Origin of the sequence: Salinicola lusitanus, from assembly GCF_038648475.1 — a bacterium.
Classification (GTDB): domain Bacteria; phylum Pseudomonadota; class Gammaproteobacteria; order Pseudomonadales; family Halomonadaceae; genus Salinicola; species Salinicola lusitanus.
In genome coordinates this window covers 1,081,829-1,102,084 of sequence record NZ_CP151919.1, presented here as the reverse complement: position 1 = coordinate 1,102,084, position 20,256 = coordinate 1,081,829, and the positions used below count along the sequence as shown (strand labels likewise).

Below are 20,256 nucleotides of genomic sequence, written 5' to 3'. Positions count from 1 at the left end.
GTAGCGTTCAGCCCCGATCCTCCCACTCCGAGCCGTAGAGCCTTCCAGATCCTCGAACTGGTGGTCTAGCGCGGATCCTTGCCGTGACGATGCGCCGATCCGGCCATCCCCCGTCGCCTTTCAGGCAGTGCCGACCGTAGTCCCCCTTTTCGTATCGAATATCCCAAAGTCGAATGGTCCCCGTCATGTCTGTCTGACAAGCTGAATTCCAGATATTGAACTTAGTTCATAATACTGAACAAGAGGTGATTTGTGAGCGGACGTGGAACCGAGCGGGTTCTCGAATTGATCGAGTGGCTGTCGTTGCAGGTCGAGGCGCGCTCTTTGACCGAAATCGTCGCCGGGCTCGAGCTCCCCAAGAGCAGCGCCTTGATGCTGCTGCGCACGCTCGTCGACAAGGGCTATGTCGTGCGGGATGCCGACGGGCATTACCGACTGTTCCGGCTCCCCGGCGAGCACAACACGCAAAACCAGGCCTTTGGCACGCTCTGGAGACTGGCCCTGCCTTACGTGGAAGCGGCGGTGGCCCAGACGCAGGAGAGCGCGTTTATCGCGGTACTGAACTCTTCTTCGCGAGTCGTTTACCTCAATAAATGCTTGCCCGAGCGGGAAATACGCTACGACCGCGACATCACCATGACGCGAGTGGCAGAGCATGTGGCGAGTGGGCGCGTGTTGCTGGCGGGTATGGACAGAGACCGTCTCGAGACCTACCTGAGTGACCGCGCAGCCGAGAGTGACAACCCGGACAAGATCAGGCACTGGATCGAGAAAACTCGCGAAGATGGCTATGCGATCAATCTCGAGGGCCGCGTGGAAGGGGCCTCCGGACTGGCGGCCCCCATTCGCGATCACGCAGGCCGATACGTGGCCGCGCTGAACATTGCAGGACCGAAAGAGAGGGTGATTCGCGATCAGAACAAGATCCTCGAGGTTCTGCTTACTACCGCCGAGAGTATCTCGCTGGCACTGGCGACTGCCTCGGCTCATCAAGCAGTTGGCAGACATCAGGAGTGATTACGATGACAGTAAACACGAAAGGGCCAGGCAGCAGGTTCAAGGCCGTCATCGGGGGGCAGATGGCCACCCTCGGCCGAGCGATCATGGGACTCTGCCTCGCTGGGTCCATGGCGCTCGTACCCGTGGGTAGCGTCATGGCGCAGGACTTTCCCGGTCGCGGCATCGAATTCGTCGCCGGCTATGGCCCCGGTGGCGGTCACGACACGCTGCTGCGCTCGATGGCGAAAGTCATTCAGCGCGAGGGGATTTCCGATGCCGCCATCAACGTCGTCAACAAGCCGGGTGGAAGTTCATCGGTCGCCATGGGGTATCTGAACTCGCATCGAGGCGACGCGCACTATCTCATGGCGGCAACCTCCTCGTTCATTACCACTCCCTTGATGTCGAACATCGGTCTCGACTACAGCGACTTCACGCCGATCGCTCGCCTTGGCATCGACCCGGAACTCCTTGTCGTCAATGCTTCGGGTCCCTATCAGAGCCTCGAGGATATCGCCAACGCCGAGAAAACGTTGAATGTAGGCGGTACCGGCACCGGCTCAATCGAACAGATCGTTGCAGTCCAACTGGGCGAAGCCATGGGCAAGAAGTTCAACTACATCCCTTTCCAGGGTGACGGCAACGTGACTTCCGCCCTGCTGAGCGGTCAGGTCGATTTCGTGATCACCAACCCCGGTCCGGTCAAGGACTTCATCGCCTCGAATCGCTTCGCCGCCCTGGGGATCAGCACCGGAGAGCGCGTCGATCTTTTCCCCGATGTACCGACCTTCAAGGAAAATAATTACGACATCGAACTCAGCCTGTTTCGAGGCGTCGTGGCCGCCGGCGATATCAGCGAAGAGGACAAGGATTATCTGGTGAACATGGTGACCAAACTCAGTCAGTCACCGGAATGGAAGACGTCCTACATGGAGCCAAACTCTGTGGTGCCGGATTTTCTCGGCCCGGACGATTTCGAGCATTACCTTGAAAAGATGAACGACGTTTACAAAACCTCCCTGACCGAGCTGGGCATCATCAGCCAGTAACGCCTGCATGGAATCGACATGAAAACTTCGGAAATCGTGTTGCTGACCGGGATTTCAATATTTGCCGGAGTCCTGCTCTTCAATAGCCTGGACATGCCATTTTCCTCGGGCATGACCTTCGGTCCGGGATTCGTGCCCCTGATCATGGCCGGTGCGCTGCTGCTGACCATCGCGATGAAGGTCTTACGCGATCTGACCTCGCGTGCCAGCGCCAGCGCTGGCGCGCAGACCGGGATGAACGACCGCGAGGATCGCGTCTCACACGCCGAAGACGCGGCGGCCGCACAGCGGGCGTCCTCCCCCCTCCATGCCGGTCTGGGCATCGTCGGGTTGATGGGCGTCATGGCGTTGGCGATCGCGAGTATGAGCCATATCGGCGTCATGGCACCGCTGGCTCTGCTGATGGTCCTGGTGTCGTGGTACTTCGCGGGGCACTCCCTGATCCGATCCATCGGCGTAACGCTGTTGGTCATGCTCGCGATCTACGGCGTCTTCGCCCTCTGGTTACGTATCCCGCTGCACTGATGCCCATGGCGCCTGCCACTGTCCCTCCCGGCGTCGTTATCGAACATTGAGGATAAGTGAATGTTAGACACACTGGCGAGTCTCGGCGGTGGGTTTTCGGACATACTGAATCCGCAGAATCTGCTGCTCATCTTCGTGGCCGGTTTGATAGGCACCGTCGTCGGTGCGCTGCCGGGGCTGGGGCCATCGGCCGGTATTGCCCTGATGATGCCGCTGACCTTCGGCATGTCGCAGACCGCAGGATTGTGCCTGCTGACCGGCGTCTATCTCGGCACCATGTACGGGGGCCGAATCACTGCCATTTTGATCAACACCCCGGGCGACGCGCCGGCCATCATCACCGCTCTGGAGGGGTATCCGCTGATGCGCCAGGGGCGCGGCGGCCTGGCGCTGGGCGTATCCGCCCTGAGCTCCTTCATCGGCGGCACCATCGGCCTGGCAGTGCTGGTTTTCTTCGCCCCCGTGGTCGCGGAATACGCCATCTTTCTCGGGCCGTCGGAGTATTTCCTGCTGATGGTGATCGGCCTGTCGACCATCGTCCTGCTCGCGGGCGACAACATCTTCAAGGCCGTCATCGCCACCCTGTTCGGGGTGCTGGTGAGCACCTTCGGCAGCGATTACATCTCGGGCTACGTGCGTTTCGGCTTCACCCCCGAGCTCATCGAGGGCATCGATTTCGTCGCCATCATCATCGGCCTGTACGGGCTGGGAGAGGTGTTCTTCAATCTCGAGAAGCGGATCGTCCTGAATCTGGGCAGGCCCGAATTCCGGTTCAGCGACTACTTCCCGGATCGCGACAGCCTGAAGACCTCGTTCTGGCCGGTGATGCGTGGCGGGGTACTCGGCACCTCGGTCGGAATTCTGCCCGGTGCCGGCGCCACGGTCGCGACCTTTCTCTCCTACGCGCTGGAGCGCAAGCTCTCGCGGCGCCCCGAGAAGTTCGGTGACGGCGCCATAGAGGGCCTGGCCGGCCCCGAGTCCTCCAACAACGCCGGCGTACCAGGCTCGCTGATTCCGTTGATCACGCTGGGCATTCCTGGCTCCGGCGGCACCGCGATCATGCTCGGGGCGCTGATCATGTTCGGCATGCAACCCGGGCCGCTGCTGATGATCCAGTCGGGCGACGTCGTCTGGGCCATGATCGCCGGGCTGATCGTCGGCAACGTGTTCCTGCTCGCCTCCAACGTGCTGCTGATCCCGGTGTTCATCAACGCCCTGCGCCTGATCCAGAACCACCTCTCCAGCATTGTGCTGGGACTCTGTGTCGTTGGCGCGTTCTCGCTCAACTACGACATCTTCAACATCTGGATCGTGCTGGTCTTCGGCGCGGTGGGCTATCTGATGAAGAAGAACGACTACCCGACCGGGCCCTTCATTCTCGCTGTCGTGCTGGCACCGCTGACGGAGAACTACTTCCGCCAGACGATCATGCAGGCCCAGGGGTCATGGGAGGTCTTCGTGACGCGCCCGGTATCGCTCGGGCTGCTGATCTTCCTCGCCCTGATCGTGGCGGCCAGCGTCGCGAAGAAAGTACTGGCAAAACGCCGCAACGATACGACTTCTTGATCCTCGAGACGACACCCTCGATCCAATCGGCAAGGCTTACCTATGTCTCCCACACACGATTCGCACACCGCACAAGACCGCTGGCAGGAACAGCTCTTCTCCGGCGAGGCCAGCGCGGCGCTCGCCGGCGTCAGGGTCCTGGACCTGTCGCGGCTGGTCGCGGGCAACATGACCTCGATGCAGCTCGGCGACTTCGGCGCCGACGTCGTCAAGGTGGAACCCACGCCTGCCGGAGACCCGCTCCGAGCCTGGCAGAGTGAAGGCGTTTCCTCGTTCTGGAAGGTCTACGGGCGCAACAAGCGCAGTCTGGCGCTGGATTTTCGCCGCGAGGGCGCAGTGGCACTGCTGCGTGAGCTCATCGCCAGCGCCGACGTGCTGATCGAGAACTTCCGTCCCGGCACGCTGGAGAAGATGGGCCTGGCACCGGAAACGTTGCTTGCGGCCACCCCCTCGCTCATCGTGCTGCGCGTGTCGGGCTTCGGTCAGTCCGGCCCCTACAGTTCGCGCCCCGGATTCGGCACCGTGGTTGAAGGCATGTCCGGCTTTGCGGACCGCAACGGTGAAGCGGGGGGCGGGCCGCTGCTCCCACCGCTGGCCCTGGCCGACATGATCGCAGGCATCTACGGCGCCTTCTCGACGGTCATGGCCCTTCGCGTACGCGACCAGACGGGCCAGGGGCAGGTCATCGATCTTTCCCTGCTCGAGCCGATCATTTCCACACTGGGGCCGGAAGCGCTGGATTTCGCGCTGACCGGCATGGCCAAGCCCCGAGTCGGCAACGGCTCCAACACCTCCAGCCCCCGCAATGTCTATCGCACCGCCGATGGCGAGTACATCGCCATCTCGGGGTCGATGCAGAGCATGGCCGAGCGGCTGTTCAGGCTGATGCAGCGCGAGGATCTGCTCGAAGATCCCCGCTACGCTACCAACGCCGCCCGCGTGGCGCATCGTCAGCAAGTGGATGAGATCGTCGGTGAGTGGGTCGGCCGTTTCGAGCGCGAGGAGCTGGTCGCCCTGTTCGAGCGCGAACACATCACCGCTTCGCCGATCTACGATATCGCGGCCATCGCCGAGGATTCGCACTTCATCGAGCGCGGCGTCTACGTGCGCGTACCCGATGAGGAGCTCGGCAGCGTGCCGATGCATGCACCGGTACCCAGACTCTCCGCCACGCCGGGTGCCATCTCCCGTCCGGCGCCGGCACTCGGCGCTGACTCGCGCGCCGTGCTTGCCGATTACGGTCTTCCGGCTGAACGGATCGATAGCGTGATGCGTGACGGGATTGTCGGAGGGCCGCACCCATGACCCTACCGCTCTGGCGCTCCCTGCTATACGTCCCGGCCAACAACGACCGCTTCATCGCCAAGGCGACTCAACGTGGCGCTGACGCCATCATTCTCGATCTGGAGGATAGCGTTCCCTTCGAGTGCAAGGCCGGCACCCGGCAGAGCCTGGCAGGGACGATCGATGCCCTGGCAGGACAGGGCAGCGATATTCTGGTGCGCGTCAATCCGGCCCTGCGCCTCTGTGTCGAGGACATCGCCGCCGCGGTCAGGCCAGGAGTGGCCGCACTGTTTCTGCCCAAGATCGCCTCGGTGGGACATCTCGAGCTGCTCGACGACTATATCGCCGAGGTCGAGCGCGAGCGGAATATGGCGGTGGGCTCGGTGGCGCTGGTGCCGATGATAGAAACGCCCCAGGCGCTGCTGCAGTGTGAAGCGATCGCCAGCGCCAGCCAGCGCAACGTTGCCCTGATTCTCGGGGCGGAAGACCTGGCATCGGAAGCCGGGCTGGTGCCCAGCGCCGAAACCCTGCGCGCGCCCAAGCTGCGGGTCGCGATGGCCGCCAAGGCGGCCGGGCTGCTGGCGCTCGGGCTGCTCGATAGCGTCGCCCGGCTGGATGCCGAATCAGAACTCGACGACATGGCCCGTCGGGCGGCAGACCACGGTTTCGATGGCGCCACCTGTATTCATCCGGCGAGCGTGCCTGCGCTGAACCGAGGATTCACCCCTTCGGCGGAAGCGCTCGAAACGGCGCGACGAACGGTCAAGGCCATGGAGAGCGCCTGGGCATCCGGGAAGGGCGCGGCGAAGCTGGATGGTCGTATGATCGACCTGCCGGTCTATCATCGCGCCCAGCGTCTCATCGCCCGATACGAGCATGTCGTCACTAGCAAAGAGATCGATCATTGACTCTCGCTATTCGAGGGGCGGTCTCTCTCCCACGCTAAGTCTCTTTCAAGGTGAGCTAAGAGTATGAGCGCAGCGTGGTCGATACCCTTTCGAACTGCTCGCCCCCGGCAATCGCCATCGCCACGTTAATCGCGCGCGTCGCGGCGACATGACCCGTGTATGGGGGGAAGCGTGTCGGCGGTGTTGGGTCCCTAGGTAAGAGTCGCCACAGGATAGGCACTGCCCCCATTCCCGAGGCAGTCTTGGTTACCAAGGTGCTGGAGAGTTCACTCCGGCATGGCGGCAGGCCGCGAGATGTCAGCGATGAAACGACCGGATAGCTGAGGGCTGAACGACGGTAGCATTCAGCCGCGACTTTCCACAGGGGCGTGGTCCGTGGATGCCTGACCGGCTAGCCTCGTCGGCGGTATCTGGCCGGTGGCAGCCGCTGGCCGCGCCGGCTGAGGATGAGCTGTCGTATGCGGTCGGCTATCCAGGCCTTGGCGAGGTTCTCCTCATCGAATTGGCAATCGGCGATGACGATGGTGTGGTTCTTGCCAGGTACATGGAACGAGGGGTGATAGGCTGCCAAGCGCCCGCCCTCGTGGCGGGGGCAGGCCCCGTAGCGAGTTTCCACGTCGGGCACGCCCGCCTCGCAGATGTGGAGATCATAGGCGGTGGCGATCTGATGACTGGCGTAGTCGAACCGCTGCAAGGCCGTGGTGTGACGCCGTCGGGCGCGACCGTCGTCTTCCGATAAAGGCAGACCATCGGGGCTGGAACGATGCATTTCATCCTCGACACGGGAACGCGGCAGATAGCTCGTGTACCAAATGTACATAAAAGGGGTCTTGAGTACAAACTTCGTACGGCGATGAAGTCTGGCGAGGGAGCACCGCTCTCTGTGGGGTCAATCCTCGGTGTCGGATCGGGGCGTGGCGTTCGTCGCTGCCAGGTAGTCCGCCCTGGCGTCTTCGCTGCGATATCGCTGGTGTTCGCGATTGGAGAGACGTCTGGCGATCTGTTCGAGGAGCAGTAGATCGGCTTCATCCATTTCGCCGGACAATACGGCCTGCTCTATCTGGCGCAGCGCCTCGGCGGACCTCTCGGACGGCTGTCGAGTGCGGGTGGGGGAGGGTTCGCGGACATCCAGGGAGGCGGCGTCGGCGTCAGGGGGCGTCGGCGTGTCGCTTCTCAGCATCTCCCCCCGGCCGTAGTCTAGCCACTCTTCACGGATACCGAGCCAACGGGCCAGCGCGACCTTTCTGTCATGGCCCGGGCGAGCTTCCCCGTTCAGCCATTTGCTGGCGGCCTTGGGCGTGACACGCATGGCTCGGGCCAGGCGTGCGCCCATCCCATAGCCGTCCTTGCCTGCGCGACGGAGCGCCATGTGAAGTCGGGAGCTGAACTCATCCCGGTTACCGGTGTGAACCATGGGTTCAATGTTCCCACCGGTTGAATGTACTTTCAGTACCTGATAATCATGTACTCGAAGTACAGGTAAAGGGGGTTGTCATGAGCGCGATCCGTCTTGCGGTCGAGCAACTCGGTGGCGTGTCACGCTGCGCCCGGATCTGCGGGGTCTCGCCGTCGGCGGTCTGCAAGTGGCTACGCCGGGGGCGGCTGCCCCGCACGGAGTACACCGGTGAAACCCACCATGCGACGAGAATGGCCGAGGCAAGCGAGGGTGCCTTCACGGCCGCGTGGTTGCTGGCTAATGCCGGTCCCACGACGCCCTTCGCGGCGGCCGGCGACCCGTTGGCCGCCGAGGACCCGCCTGGCGCGGAAGGCTCGACCGAGCAGACCGATGCTCATCCGCAGGGGCGTAGCGCATCGATGACACGATAACGCAACGAATTCATTGATTTAACCGAAGGTTTTTTTAATCAGATGTTAAGGAAGTCAGCCAATAAAAAGGCCCAGCCGAAACTGGGCAAAAGTCAGACCATGAGGGTGGATAATAACAATAATGGCTGTGGAAATGTGATTGTTATTTTACGGTCTTTGGCAAAGTGCCAAAAGGTTTTTCCTATTATTGTCGTCCTGGATTTGGTTGAGAATTCTCGGAAATATTGGTTTTACTTATATAGAATTAACCTGATTAGAATTCGATTTATTATTGCTTTCTTCTTCACAGGTTTTGAGAACAGCACGATTTCGACCGCCACGCTTTGCCTCGTAGAGTGCATCGTCCGCTCTCTTCATCCAGCGCTTGACATCGTCGGTAGGGTGCAGTCCGGTAATGCCCAGGGAGGTGGTGATTTGGCAGGAAGGGTCGCCAAGCCGGCTGGCGATAATCGCACGCAGATCTTCCGCCACTTTGACAGCATGGATCTCTTCGATATCCGCCAGAACTAGTACGAATTCCTCACCGCCGAAGCGGAATAGACAGTCATCTAACCTCACACTCCGGCGGATGAGACTGGCGCATTTCGCCAGCACCTCATCGCCATAGGCGTGTCCGAAACGGTCGTTGACACTCTTGAAATTGTCCAGATCCAGGAGGATGAGAGAGCTGGGTCGCCCTTCGTCGAGCAGTCTATGCCTGGCGTGAGCCAGTGACTCCTCGAGTGATCGGCGATTGCGGGCGCCGGTCAGGGCGTCGTGGGTCGCAAGCCTCTTCAGGGCTTTCTGCTGCAGGTCGCTCCTTCTGGCGTAGAGATAGGCGCAGCTGTTTGCCGTGATGCTGGACGCGATGAAGGAGAGAATACTTTCGGGCCGTGAGAACTGCAGCAGTATTGGAATCATCACGATACTCATGATGATGTTGATCAGGAGTGCACGTCTGGCATCCGTTAGAAAGAAATTCGTCAGCATCATGGGGAACGACCAGAATACGCCTACGAGCCCGAGAACATTGGTAGTTATCCCGGCAAAAAGAGCGCTGGTGCTCGCCAGGATGAATCCACCTCGTTGGCTGTCATCGGCCCACCAGGAGTAGCCGACGATACAGAGGATAAGGAGGAGGCAGATGCCGTCGAAGATGCCTTTTTCGAAACTGCCCTGAGCGAATCTGTAAATACTGAATGGTAGCAGGGTAAGCGTCTCGCAGACACCCAGAAGCGAGATGACTCGAAGGACGAAGTCCCGTCTCAAACGATTTCTGATGGACCTCATCCATATTTTCATGAGACCGACTCCCCGCCTACTGTCCCTGAGCCATTCAAGCCACGGTCTGGCTTGGTAATATTTCCTTACATTCAGCGTAGTCAAATTTCTCAGGCAGGAGAATGCGATTTCTTTTCCCTATTTTCCATGACGCTTTTTGGCAAGGTAAGGGACTGTTTTTGATGACTTGTTTCGGGTAAAGGCACCCAGGTCAATTGCATTTTTTCCTGGGCCATGACCGTCGAAATGGCGCTCGGCGTACGGCGTACCGAAGGGATGGCAGGGAAAATAAGGGGCTACGGCGGGAGAACGACGAGCCGCCACTGACATCTTGCCGCCAGCGGCTCGGGGAGGGATAAGCGAGCTTACAGCGTGGTGAAACTGACTTCGCCACTGCCTCGTGGGGCGAGCTGCGCTGCCCCGTAATGCATGCGCTGCAGCATCACTCTGCCTTTCACCGACCAGCGAATTACGGCTTGCCGGAACGTTGATGGCTAGTGGCGTGGCGTCGCCGACGCTTCGCAACAACTGGGCGGCCGCGCCACTGTGTCCGCCGATCAGGGTCTCGCCGTTGTCGCGGGTCGGCAGCGCAGGGTATTGAGCGGTCCGCTCGAGGTCGAGCGCTTCGCGCTGTGCGGGGAAGAGAGCGTTGATGGCATCGCTGGCCTGAGCAGAAGCGGGCAGTGGGCGCCGATCCATGACGTCATTGTCGGATGATCCCTGTCAGGCCGCTGACAGAGTTCTCTGAAACAGACTGTCGACACCAATGTATCTTGAGGCTGGCGTTTGCCCTTCCTTTAGCTGAAAACACCAAAAAGGGAGCCGAGAGCTCCCTTGATGGACTAGCGCTGTCTTCATGCCCGAAGGCGGAGACTTACAGGCTGGCGAAGTTCACTTCGACATTGCCTTTGTCATTGCTGACGGTCTGGGTGGCGTTTCGCAGCGCCTGGCGTGCGGCGTCGCTCTGCCCTTCGCCGATCAGGCCGTTATGGGACGGATCAACATCGGTGCTCAGTTGAGTCGAGTCGGCAACGTTCTGCAGAGCCTGGTCGGCAGCGGCGCTGTGGCCACCGTTGACGGTGTCGACGCTGTAGCGGGTCGGCAGCGCATGGTACTGCGCGGTCTGCTCGATGCTGAGCGGTTCGCTCTGCTGGTCGAAATGACGCTCGGCTGCGAGGCTGTTGGCCTGAGCGGCGGCGGGCAGGGCGACGGCAATGGCGATGGCTGCGAGAATGCGATTTTTCATGGTGTGGCCTCCAAAATGTCTTTTCTACTGATGGCCTCTCGGCCTCAATCTGTGATGACATTATGGGAGCCTGTTCTTTAGTCTGCTAATCACGTGTAGTGAATTCGACTATCGATGGGATTAATACAAAGGTCGAAGCCATGAGACGTGGCGATAGTGTAAACCTTATTTCTGCGTTCAGGGAATGCTGGGGCAAGGCGGCTGCCGAGACGACCTTAGGGGCGGCGAGCGCCACCTCTTTGCTCCACGTCGCCGCGCCCGCCATAATGGGTTCCTCTCAGCCACCGCTTGTCAGCCAGAGTACGCCATGACCCGCCCCCCTCGGGACGACGCTCCCGCCGATGCCCCCACTGCTGCCGAATCGCAGGTCAACGTGGGTGACGTCGCCTATCTGCGCGTGACGAAGGTCAATGACATCGGCGCTTTCCTGAACTGGGGCCGCCCCAAGGATCTGCTGCTGCCGTTCGGCGAGCAGCGCTTTCGCCCCGACGAGGGCAAGCGGGTGCTGGTGATGATCTACGTCGACGATCGCATGCGCCCGGTGGCCAGCATGAAACTCGACAAGTTCCTGCAGGATGAGTCGGAAGGCCTGAATACGGGGGATCGCGTGTCGCTGGTGATCTCGGACTTGACCGATCTCGGCGCCAAGGCGGTGGTCAACAGCCGGTTCTGGGGGCTGCTGTATCACGATGACATGTCGCGCCCGCTACGCCGGGGTGATCGTCTGGATGGCTATGTGCGCCGGGTGCGCGACGACGCGCGCCTGGATCTCTCGCTGTTGCCGCCGGGGCAGGCACGCCTGGATGTGGTCGGCGACAAGGTGCTGGCAGCGCTGGCCGCCAATGACGGGTTCCTGGCCCTTGGCGACAAGAGCCCGGCCGATGTCATCAAGGCGCGCCTCGGGGTCAGCAAGAATGCCTTCAAGCAGGCCATCGGCCGGCTCTACAAGCAGCGCCGGATCGTGATCGAAGACGATGGTATTCGATGGATCGAGGGCGACTGACCCCTCTCCATCAGCGCTGCTGCCAGGCGCGATACCATGCCAACCCCGTCTCGGTCTCCCGGCGCGGTCTGTATTCGCAACCCAGCCAGCCGTCATAGCCATTCTCGTCGAGCTGCTCGAATAGCCACGGGTAGTTGACCTCGCCGGTATCCGGCTCATGCCGTTCGGGTACGCCGGCGATCTGGATATGGCCGACGCCATCGCGATAGCGCTGATAGGTCTGCCAGATATCTCCATCCATGATCTGGGTGTGGTAGAAATCCATCTGCACCTTGACGTTGGGCTCGTTCAACTCCTCGAGAATGGCGTGGCCATCGGCCTGGTGATTGAGAAAGTAGCCAGGCATGTCGCGGGTATTGATCGGCTCGATCAGCAGCGTCAGGTTGTGCTCGGCAAGCTTTCTGGCTGCAAACCTCAGATTTTCCAGGTAAATATCCCTTGCCGTAGTAAAGAATGTTTCACGGGAAACACCATCGGTGGCGGCCTCCGGAACCAGCCCGGCCATGGCGTGCAGGCGCGGGCAGTTCAACGCCCTGGCATAGCGAATGGCGGTATCGACACTTTCCCGAAACTCCGCCTCGCGGCCAGGCAGGGCAGCCAGCCCGCGCTCGCCGGCAGCCCAGTCGCCCGGCGGCAGGTTGAACAGCACCTGCTCGAGCCCGTGACGCTTCAGCTCGGCGGCGATGGCGTCGGGCTCGAAGTCGTAGGGGAACAGGAACTCGACCCCGGCGAAACCGTTGGCGGCGGCCTTGGCGAAGCGCTCCATGAACGGGACTTCGTTGAACATCATGCTGAGATTGGCGGCGAAGCGCGGCATGGCCTGATTCCTCGGTTATCCCATCAATAGTGTGTAGAAAGACGCGGTAGTGCGGTTCTCGGAGGCGAGGCTCCGGCTACCACTGAGCGCCAAACGCATCGCGCAGTTCGTCGATCTCCTTCTCGTTCAGGGTGCGCACGTCGTGCTGACGCAGCAGCAGATAGAGCTTGGCGGTCTCCTCCAGCTCCTCGATGGCGTTGCGCGCGGCTTCCAGGGTCTTTCCCGCCACCACCGGGCCGTGATTGGCCAGGAGTACCGCGGCATGATCGGCGGCGTAGTCGCGCACGGCGTCGCCCAGCGCGGCGTCGCCGGGGCGATAGTAGGGCACCAGCGGCAAGCGGCCGACCCGCATCACGAAGTAGGGCGTGATCGGCGGCAGGCAGGAGTGCTCGTCGAGCCCGTTGAGACAGGAGACCGCCGCCGAGTGCGTGGCGTGGAGATGGATGATGCCGCCGGTATCCGGGCGCTGTTCGTAGAAGGCCCGGTGCAGGAAGGACTCCTTGGTCGGCGGCTTGCCGGCGAGCAGGTTGCCGTCCCAGTCGAGCTTGGAAATCTCCGCCGGATCCAGCGCGCCCAGGCTGGCGTTGGTCGGTGTCATCAGCCAGCCGTCTTCGAGCTTGGCGCTGATATTGCCGGAGGTGCCCGGCGCCATGCCCAGATTGCGGAACGAGCGGCCGATCTCGGCAATCTCCTCGCGCAGGCGGTTCTCGGTTGCGGATGTCGAAGTGTGAATCGCGGTCATGGCATCAGTTTCCAGGCTTTGGTCATGAAATCGGTGGCGCCGAAGTTGCCGGACTTGAGTGCCAGCGCCAGCGGTTCGTCGGTACCGAGGGTGGTCGTCCAAGGTACGCCGGGGTCGATGCTTTCACCGATCCGCAGCCCCTGCACGCCGAGTGCGCCGACCACGGCGCCGGAGGTCTCGCCACCCGCCACCAGCAACCGGCGCACGCCAAGCCGGCCGACCAGCTCGGCGGCGATCTCGGCCATGGCGTGCTCGACCAGCTCGCCGGCCTCCTGCACGCCGAGTCGCTGCTGGGCAAGACGCACCTCCTCGGGTGAGGCGCTGGCATAGATCAGCACGGGGCCGGCCTCCAGATACGCTTCGGCGTGTTCCAGCGCGCCATCGACGACGCGCCGGTAGTCGTCGGCCAGCGCCTGCGCGTCGAGGTGCACGCTGGGCATGTGCTGCCGGGCATGTTCGATCTGGGCCAGCGTGGCCCGCGAACAGCTGCCGCTCAGCACCGCCTCGAGACCCGCGACGGGGTCGAGCCGGGCGGCATCTTCGGTATGGCCGAGGCGCTCGGCGACATTGGCCGGCAAGCCCAGCGCCAGGCCGGAACCCGCGGTCACCAGCGGCAGCTCGCGGCAGGCGCGGGCCAGCACCAGCAGGTCGTCGTTATCGATGGCGTCGCAGATCGCGATGCCGACGCCCTCGGCTCGGAGCGCCTCGATGCGCGCGCTCACGGCGGCATCACCCTGGCGTAGCGTGGTGTAGTCGATCAGGCCCACGGTGTGGCGAGTCTGGGCGCCGAGGACGCGGACCAGATTGGCGTCGGTCATCGGCGTCAGCGGGTGATCCTGCATGCCGCTTTCATTGAGCGGGACGCCGTTGGCGAACAGATAGCCGTTGAACACGCTGCGACGATTGGCCGGCAGCGCCGGGCAGGCGACGGTGAAGTCGGTTTCCAGCGCTTCCATCAGCGCCTCGGTGACCGGGCCGATGTTGCCCGCCGGGGTCGAATCGAAGGTCGAGCAGTACTTGAAGTAGAACTGCTCGCAGCCCTGTTCGCGCAGCCAGTCGAGCGCCCGGATCGATTGTTCGATGGCGTCCTTGGCAGGGATCGTGCGCGACTTCAGCGCCACCACTACCGCATCGACATCCGCTTCCAGCGGTATGTCGGGCGTGCCGATGGTCTGCAGCGTGCGCATCCCGGCGCCGACCAGCTGGCTGGCGAGATCGGTAGCGCCGGTGAAGTCATCGGCGATGCAGCCCAGAATCGGTCGGGCGCGGGGCCGTCGCTCGCCCGTTTTCGAAAGAGAGTCTGCCATCGCTCAAGCACCTCCGTGATCGTTGGGACCGGCGTCGGGCCCGGCGCTGGGGCCTGTATCAGCGCCATCCGTGCCGAAACCGGCGTCGTTGGCCGCCGTGCCGGGCAGCTCGATGCCCGGATAGACCTTGATCACCGCCGAGTCGTCCTCGCGGCCCAGCCCCTGGGCGGAGGCGAGGGTGAACTGACTCAGCGCCTGGGCGGTCAGCGGCAGCGGGAACTTGTCGCGATGGGCGGTATCGTGAACGATCCCCAGATCCTTGACGAAGATATCCACCGCCGAGTGCGGGGTGTAGTCGCCGGCCAGGATGTGCGGCACGCGGTTTTCGAACATCCACGAGTTGCCGGCGCTCTGGGTGATCACCTCGTAAAGCGTCTGCGGATCGCAGCCGCCGCGAATGCCGTAGGCCATCGCCTCGGCGGCGGCGGCGATATGCACGCCCGCCAGCAGCTGATTGACCAGTTTCACCTGGGAGCCCTGGCCGAGCTCGTCGCCGAGCCGGAACACCTTGGCGGCGAGGGCGTCGAGGACCGCTTCGGCGCGCTCGAACAGCGCCGCGGGGCCGGAGGTCATCATCGTCAACTGACCGGCGGCCGCCTTGACCGACCCGCCCGAAATCGGCGCATCGAGCAGGTGGACCTCACGCTCGGCGAGGTCGGCCCCCAGCGCCTGCACGGCATCCGGGGCGCAGGTCGCACACGAGATCACCAGGCTGCCCGGCTTCAACCCCGGCAGCAGGCCGTCACCGCCGAACAGCACGCTGCGGGTCTGCTCGGCGTTGACCACTACGGTCAGCACGATCTCGACCTCGGCCGCCATCGCTGCGGGCGTCGCCACGGCGTGCCCGCCCCCCTTGGCAAAACCCGCCCGCGCTTCCTCGCGGAGGTCGCAGCCCCAGGTCTCGAAGCCGGCGCGGACCAGCGACAGGGCCATGCCCATCCCCATCGAGCCCAGCCCGATGACCCCGACCCGCGGTCGTAGTGTGGTACTCATCGCGAATTGCCTCCCGTGGATTCTGTCGATGATATCGAGGCCGATCCGCGCTGCGCTTCCACGCGCTCGAGCAGATCGGTCGGCGCCTGGCGCAGGCGCGTTTCGGCGTGTTCCAGATGCGTGGCGGCGGCGCGGGCGGCGGCCTCGCCATCGCCGGCGGCGATGGCATCGAGTATCGCCTGGTGCTCGGCAACGACCTGCTGCATGAAGGTGTCGCGCAGCGATTCGTTGGTCCGCGTCACCCGGATCGCCTGGTGCAGAAAGCGGTTGTAGAAATCGAGCACGGCGGTGAAGTGGCTGTTGTTGGCCGCTTCGGCGATGGCGCGGTGGAAGGCGAGATCCTGGTCGACACCGGAAAGCCCTGCCTCGACCGCTTCATCGATGTCCGCCATGGCGTTTCGGATTCGACGCAACTGGGAGGGGGTGTGGCGTTCGGCGGCGAGCCGGGCGGCTTCCACCTCCAGCGGACGCCGCAGCTCCAGCACCTCGACCACCGACTGCAGGTCGGGATCGGGAATCGCCAGACGCAGCGAGACCGTCGGGGATTCGGCGACGAAGCTGCCGCTGCCGCGACGCGAGGTGACGAGCCCCCCATTGCGCAACATCGATATCGCTTCGCGCACCACCGAGCGGCTGATGCCGAATCGCTCGCCCAGCGCCGCCTCGGTGGGCAGGCGCGCGCCGCGGCCCCATTCGCCGGCCTGGATGGCATCGCTCAGCCGTTGGGCGACCTGTTCGGAGAGCTGCGGGCCGCGCGATGGCGGGTCCGGGGTTTCACTCACGCGGCTGGTTCGCGGTTCTGGATTCACGGTTGGGATCTCTCATGCGTTCGTCGAAGCGGACCATCGCCAACTGCCGTGACGACGGTGCTCCGCTTCGTTCTCCGACCAATGGCGATATTGCCTGTGCGCCAAATTTGTCAGACAAGATGTTAAATCTCGATCGTCGACGCAATTCGCCTTTGGTCAATTCGAGCCCGTCGACGGCGTGAGGCAAGTGGCAATTCACCGGCATCAGGAGAGAGCGAATGCACGTGATCGTGACGGGAGGCGCCGGGTTCCTCGGCGCAAGGCTGGTTCGGCAACTGCTATCGGGAGAGGTCTCGATCGCAGGGCAGGCCGTCACGCGAGTGACGTCGATCGATCTGGCGCCGTGTCCGATAGCCGAAGACCGGGTCGAATCGCTCACCGGCGATGTCGCCGATCCGGCGCTGATCGAACGAGCCCTTGGCGACGATACCGGCGCCGTCTGCCACCTGGCGGCGGTGGTCAGCGCCCAGGCCGAGGCGGACTTCGAGCTCGGCATGCGGGTCAACCTGGATGCCACGCGAGCGCTGCTGGAAGCGTGCCGGGCCCATCCGAAGCGGCTGCGTTTCCTGTTCGCCAGCTCGCTGGCGGTGTTCGGTCCGGGGCTGGCCCTGCCAGTGGCCGAGGCGATCGGCCCGCAGCCGCGCTCCTCCTATGGCGCGCAGAAGGCGATGGGCGAGCTGCTGGTCAACGACTACAGCCGGCGCGGCTTCGTCGATGGCCGGGTCTGCCGCCTGCCCACCATCGTGGTGCGCCCCGGCAAGCCCAACCGGGCAGCGTCGTCGTTTGCCAGCGCGATCATCCGCGAGCCGCTCGCGGGCGTCGAAGCGGTTTGTCCGGTGGATGCCGGCCTGGCGCTGTGGCTCTCCTCGCCCCGTGCCGTGGTCGCCAACCTGGCCCATGCGCTGTCGATCGAGGGCGAGGCGCTGGGGGACTGGCGCACGCTCAACCTGCCCGGGATCACGGTGACGGTCACCGCGATGCTCGACGCGCTGGAGCGCGTGGCCGGCCCGTCCGCCCGCCAACGGGTGCGCTTCGAGCCGGATGCCGGGATCGACGCCATCGTTGCCAGCTGGCCGGGCGGGCTGGATACCGCACGACCCTTGGGGCTCGGTTTCCGGGCCGACAGCGATTTCGACGCCATCATCCGTGCCTACCGGGAGGACGAACTCGATCACTGATCCGGTCTCCGACAAGACGCTTCCGACTCGCTAGACCCGTTCCTTGGACCAAGCAGGCAACAACACGCAATAAAGCCCACAAGGAGTTCACGCCATGACAGACACCGTTGCGGGACCCCAGGTCATCATCGGCCTGGGTATCGCCATCTTCGTGATGATCGCGCTGGTGCTGAAGACCCGCGTTCACGCGCTGCTCGCCCTGGTCATCGCCGCCTCGATCGCCGGTCTGATCGGCGGCATGTCGCCCAATGCGGTGATCGATGCCATCACCACCGGCTTCGGCAAGACCCTCTCCACCATCGGCCTGGTGATCGGCTTCGGGGTGATGATGGGGCGGATTCTCGAAGTCTCCGGCGCCGGCCAGCGCATGGCCTATTCGATCCTCAAGCTGCTCGGCAAGGAGCGCGAGGATTGGGCGATGGCGCTGACCGGTTATATCGTCTCGATCCCGATCTTCTGCGACTCCGCCTACGTGATCCTCAATCCGCTGGTGCGGGCACTGGCACGCAACAGCGGGCGCTCGGTGCTCACCCTCGGCATCGCGCTGGCCTCGGGGCTGGCGGTGACCCACAGTGCGGTACCGCCGACACCGGGCCCGCTGGGCGTCGCCGGCATCTTCGGTGTCGATATCGGTCTGATGATCGCCTGGGGCCTGGTCTTCACCGCGCCGGCGCTGATCGTGATGGTGCTCTATGCCCGCTTCATGGGCCCGCGCATCGAGGCGATGATCGAGCGTGACGTACCGGGATCGCTGAAGCGGGACGCGACGGACGACCCGCTCGCGGCCCCCCTCGAGGAGAGCGAACTGCCGACGCTGTTCAAGTCGGTGCTGCCGATCGCCTTGCCGATCGCGCTGATCTTCTTCAATACCCTGGTCACCGCCTTGGTGGGCGGCAGCGATGCGCCAGGTCTCTTCGTGCAGGTGGTTCAGTTCGTCGGCCACCCGGTGATCGCGGTGGGCATCGGCGTACTGGTGGCGGTCTACGGGCTGGTGCCGAAGATGCCCAAGGACCAGGTCCTGGCGCATCTGGAAAAAGGGGTCGAGAGCGCCGGTATCATCCTGCTGGTCACCGGTGCTGGGGGCGCACTGGGCGCCGTGCTGCGAGCCAGCGGTGCCGGTGACTACATCGGCGAGAGCATTGCCGGGCTGGCGCTGCCGGCGGTGCTGATCCCGTTCCTCATCGCCACCCTGGTGCGCTTCGTGCAGGGCAGCGGCACGGTATCCATGATCACTGGGGCGTCGATCTCGGCGCCGATCCTGGCCTCGATGCCGGACGTCAACATGGTGCTGGCGGCGCAGGCGGCGTGCCTGGGCGGACTCTTCTTCAGCTATTTCAACGACAGCTATTTCTGGGTCGTCAACCGGCTGCTGGGGGTCAAGACCGCCAAGCATCAGCTGCTGGTGCTGTCGGTGCCGACCACCCTGGGCTGGGCCACCGGGCTGGTGGCGCTGCTGGTCGCCAACGCCTTCGTGGGTTGATGGCCGCCCGTCAAACGACAAGGAGTCCCGATATGAAAATCACCCGCGTCCGCGCCCGGGTTTTCGAATGGAAAGGCGAGACGGTGCCGCCCAAGGCGCACTTCTGCACCAACGCCATGGATGCGCTGTGGGATCGCGGCGATGCGATGCAGAGCTTTCGCTTTCACGGCTGGACGGTGATCGAAATCGAAACCGATAGCGGTCTGGTCGGCCTCGGCAACGTGGCGTTGGCACCTAGGGTCGCCAAGACCATCGTCGATCAGCATCTGGCGCCGCTGATCGTGGGCCAGGATCCGTTCGACTATGAATACCTGTGGCAGCGCATGTACCGCGCCACGCTGGCCTGGGGGCGGCGTGGCATCGGCATGGCGGCGATCTCCGGCGTCGATATCGCGATCTGGGACCTGATGGGCAAGGCGCTCGACAAGCCGGTGTTCAAGCTGCTCGGCGGGCGCACCAAGGAGAAGATCCCGTGCTACGCCTCCAAGCTTTACCACGACGATCTCGATGTCATGCAGGCCGAGGCGCAGGGCTATCTCGATCAGGGCTTCCAGGCGATGAAGATGCGTTTCGGCTATGGGCCCAAGGACGGGCCAAGGGGCATGCGTGAGAATCTCAAGAGCGTGGCAGCGGTCCGCGAGGTGATCGGTGAGGATATCGACCTGATGGCCGACTGCTACATGGGCTGGAACCTCGACTACGCCCGACGCATGCTGCCCAGGCTGGCGCCGTTCGAGCTGCGCTGGCTGGAGGAGCCGGTCATCGCCGACGATATCGACGGCTATGCCGAGCTCAATCGCATCGCGCCGATCTCCGGCGGCGAGCATGAGTTCACCGTCCACGGTTTCCGCCAGTTGCTGGAAAAGCGTGCGGTCTCGGTGATCCAGTACGATACCAACCGGGTCGGCGGCATCACCGTGGCGCGCAAGATCAACGCCATGGCGGAAGCGTTCGAGGTGCCGGTGATCCCGCATGCGGGGCAGATGCACAACTACCATCTGACGATGTCGTCGCTGGCATCGCCAATGTCGGAGTTCTTCCCGGTGCATGACGTCGAGATCGGCAACGAGCTCTTCTACTACCTGTTCGAGGGCGACCCGGCACCGGTCGAGGGCCATCTCGATCTTGCCGACGACGTGCCGGGGCTCGGCCTCTCCCTCAACGAGCGCTACCTCGACGGTTTCCATATCCTCGAGTGAGGGGCCGTGGCGGCGCGAACGGCGTCGCGTCGCCACTCCCCGGAGCCCACCGTCGTGGCGCTTC

Annotated in this window: 21 protein-coding genes; 11 read left to right on the top strand and 10 right to left on the bottom strand. The window is 63.4% G+C overall.

Going from position 1 to position 20,256, the window contains the following annotated elements:
• Window positions 1–285: 285 nt before the first annotated feature.
• The 6 genes from AAGT95_RS05105 (at window position 286) to AAGT95_RS05080 (ending at window position 6,331) form a co-directional block, all read left to right on the top strand.
• Window positions 286–1,017 (top strand): IclR family transcriptional regulator, encoded by a 732-nt coding sequence (locus AAGT95_RS05105; protein WP_342595751.1) that lies wholly within the window; start codon window positions 286–288, stop codon window positions 1,015–1,017.
• A gap of 137 nt (window positions 1,018–1,154) precedes the next feature.
• Window positions 1,155–2,048, top strand: coding sequence for a tripartite tricarboxylate transporter substrate binding protein (locus tag AAGT95_RS05100; protein ID WP_342595750.1), 894 nt, complete (start codon window positions 1,155–1,157; stop codon window positions 2,046–2,048).
• Between the two features lie 18 nt (window positions 2,049–2,066).
• Window positions 2,067–2,573, top strand: a complete 507-nt coding sequence (locus AAGT95_RS05095; protein ID WP_342595749.1) for a tripartite tricarboxylate transporter TctB family protein — start codon at window positions 2,067–2,069, stop codon at window positions 2,571–2,573.
• Between the two features lie 60 nt (window positions 2,574–2,633).
• Entirely contained in the window at window positions 2,634–4,139 is a 1,506-nt protein-coding gene (locus AAGT95_RS05090) for a tripartite tricarboxylate transporter permease (protein ID WP_342595748.1), read from the top strand.
• A 42-nt stretch (window positions 4,140–4,181) separates the two neighbouring features.
• Window positions 4,182–5,444 carry a CoA transferase gene (locus AAGT95_RS05085; protein WP_342595747.1) on the top strand — a complete coding sequence of 421 codons (1,263 nt, stop codon included), beginning with the start codon at window positions 4,182–4,184 and terminating at the stop codon, window positions 5,442–5,444.
• Window positions 5,441–6,331 carry a CoA ester lyase gene (locus tag AAGT95_RS05080; RefSeq protein ID WP_342595746.1) on the top strand — a complete coding sequence of 297 codons (891 nt, stop codon included), beginning with the start codon at window positions 5,441–5,443 and terminating at the stop codon, window positions 6,329–6,331. The genes AAGT95_RS05085 and AAGT95_RS05080 overlap by 4 nt, the downstream gene beginning before the upstream one ends.
• Window positions 6,332–6,722: 391 nt before the next feature.
• Here AAGT95_RS05080 and AAGT95_RS05075 read toward each other — a convergent pair whose 3' ends face one another.
• Both AAGT95_RS05075 and AAGT95_RS05070 read right to left on the bottom strand, forming a co-directional pair.
• Window positions 6,723–7,100 carry a hypothetical protein gene (locus AAGT95_RS05075; protein ID WP_157958438.1) on the bottom strand — a complete coding sequence of 126 codons (378 nt, stop codon included), beginning with the start codon at window positions 7,098–7,100 and terminating at the stop codon, window positions 6,723–6,725.
• Between the two features lie 120 nt (window positions 7,101–7,220).
• Window positions 7,221–7,664: a hypothetical protein gene (locus AAGT95_RS05070; protein WP_342595745.1), complete on the bottom strand. Its 444-nt coding sequence runs from the start codon at window positions 7,662–7,664 to the stop codon at window positions 7,221–7,223.
• A 161-nt stretch (window positions 7,665–7,825) separates the two neighbouring features.
• Here AAGT95_RS05070 and AAGT95_RS05065 point away from each other — a divergent pair, with 161 nt between their 5' ends.
• On the top strand, window positions 7,826–8,158 hold the full coding sequence (locus tag AAGT95_RS05065; RefSeq protein WP_342595744.1) for a YdaS family helix-turn-helix protein: 333 nt from the start codon (window positions 7,826–7,828) through the stop codon (window positions 8,156–8,158).
• Window positions 8,159–8,392: 234 nt separating this feature from the next.
• On the opposite strand, the gene AAGT95_RS05060 is transcribed toward AAGT95_RS05065, so the two are convergent.
• From AAGT95_RS05060 to AAGT95_RS05050, 3 genes are all read right to left on the bottom strand, one after another.
• Window positions 8,393–9,439 (bottom strand): GGDEF domain-containing protein, encoded by a 1,047-nt coding sequence (locus AAGT95_RS05060; RefSeq protein ID WP_342595743.1) that lies wholly within the window; start codon window positions 9,437–9,439, stop codon window positions 8,393–8,395.
• 117 nt (window positions 9,440–9,556) lie between these two features.
• A complete protein-coding gene (locus tag AAGT95_RS05055) occupies window positions 9,557–10,117 on the bottom strand; it encodes a hypothetical protein (RefSeq protein WP_342595742.1) in 561 nt (186 codons plus the stop codon).
• A 175-nt stretch (window positions 10,118–10,292) separates the two neighbouring features.
• Window positions 10,293–10,664, bottom strand: coding sequence for a hypothetical protein (locus tag AAGT95_RS05050; RefSeq protein WP_342595741.1), 372 nt, complete (start codon window positions 10,662–10,664; stop codon window positions 10,293–10,295).
• A 307-nt stretch (window positions 10,665–10,971) separates the two neighbouring features.
• Here AAGT95_RS05050 and AAGT95_RS05045 point away from each other — a divergent pair, with 307 nt between their 5' ends.
• A complete protein-coding gene (locus AAGT95_RS05045; protein ID WP_342595740.1) occupies window positions 10,972–11,667 on the top strand; it encodes a CvfB family protein in 696 nt (231 codons plus the stop codon).
• Window positions 11,668–11,677: 10 nt separating this feature from the next.
• Here the strand turns inward: AAGT95_RS05045 and otnI are convergent, their stop codons facing one another.
• From otnI to AAGT95_RS05020, 5 genes are all read right to left on the bottom strand, one after another.
• Window positions 11,678–12,484 (bottom strand): 2-oxo-tetronate isomerase, encoded by an 807-nt coding sequence (gene otnI / locus AAGT95_RS05040; protein WP_342595739.1) that lies wholly within the window; start codon window positions 12,482–12,484, stop codon window positions 11,678–11,680.
• A gap of 76 nt (window positions 12,485–12,560) precedes the next feature.
• The gene (otnC, locus tag AAGT95_RS05035) at window positions 12,561–13,226 is read right to left on the bottom strand and encodes a 3-oxo-tetronate 4-phosphate decarboxylase (protein WP_110601487.1); all 666 of its coding nucleotides are present in this window, start codon (window positions 13,224–13,226) and stop codon (window positions 12,561–12,563) included.
• The gene (otnK, locus tag AAGT95_RS05030) at window positions 13,223–14,533 is read right to left on the bottom strand and encodes a 3-oxo-tetronate kinase (protein WP_342595738.1); all 1,311 of its coding nucleotides are present in this window, start codon (window positions 14,531–14,533) and stop codon (window positions 13,223–13,225) included. Before otnK ends, otnC begins: the two co-directional genes overlap by 4 nt.
• A gap of 3 nt (window positions 14,534–14,536) precedes the next feature.
• A complete protein-coding gene (ltnD, locus tag AAGT95_RS05025; protein ID WP_342595737.1) occupies window positions 14,537–15,526 on the bottom strand; it encodes an L-threonate dehydrogenase in 990 nt (329 codons plus the stop codon).
• A complete protein-coding gene (locus tag AAGT95_RS05020) occupies window positions 15,523–16,308 on the bottom strand; it encodes a FadR/GntR family transcriptional regulator (protein WP_110601483.1) in 786 nt (261 codons plus the stop codon). The genes ltnD and AAGT95_RS05020 overlap by 4 nt, the downstream gene beginning before the upstream one ends.
• A gap of 245 nt (window positions 16,309–16,553) precedes the next feature.
• Here AAGT95_RS05020 and denD point away from each other — a divergent pair, with 245 nt between their 5' ends.
• The 3 genes from denD (at window position 16,554) to AAGT95_RS05005 (ending at window position 20,192) form a co-directional block, all read left to right on the top strand.
• On the top strand, window positions 16,554–17,513 hold the full coding sequence (gene denD / locus AAGT95_RS05015; RefSeq protein ID WP_342595736.1) for a D-erythronate dehydrogenase: 960 nt from the start codon (window positions 16,554–16,556) through the stop codon (window positions 17,511–17,513).
• A 94-nt stretch (window positions 17,514–17,607) separates the two neighbouring features.
• Window positions 17,608–18,993, top strand: a complete 1,386-nt coding sequence (locus AAGT95_RS05010; protein WP_342595735.1) for a gluconate:H+ symporter — start codon at window positions 17,608–17,610, stop codon at window positions 18,991–18,993.
• Window positions 18,994–19,025: 32 nt separating this feature from the next.
• The gene (locus AAGT95_RS05005) at window positions 19,026–20,192 is read left to right on the top strand and encodes an L-rhamnonate dehydratase (RefSeq protein ID WP_342595734.1); all 1,167 of its coding nucleotides are present in this window, start codon (window positions 19,026–19,028) and stop codon (window positions 20,190–20,192) included.
• Window positions 20,193–20,256 lie beyond the last annotated feature (64 nt).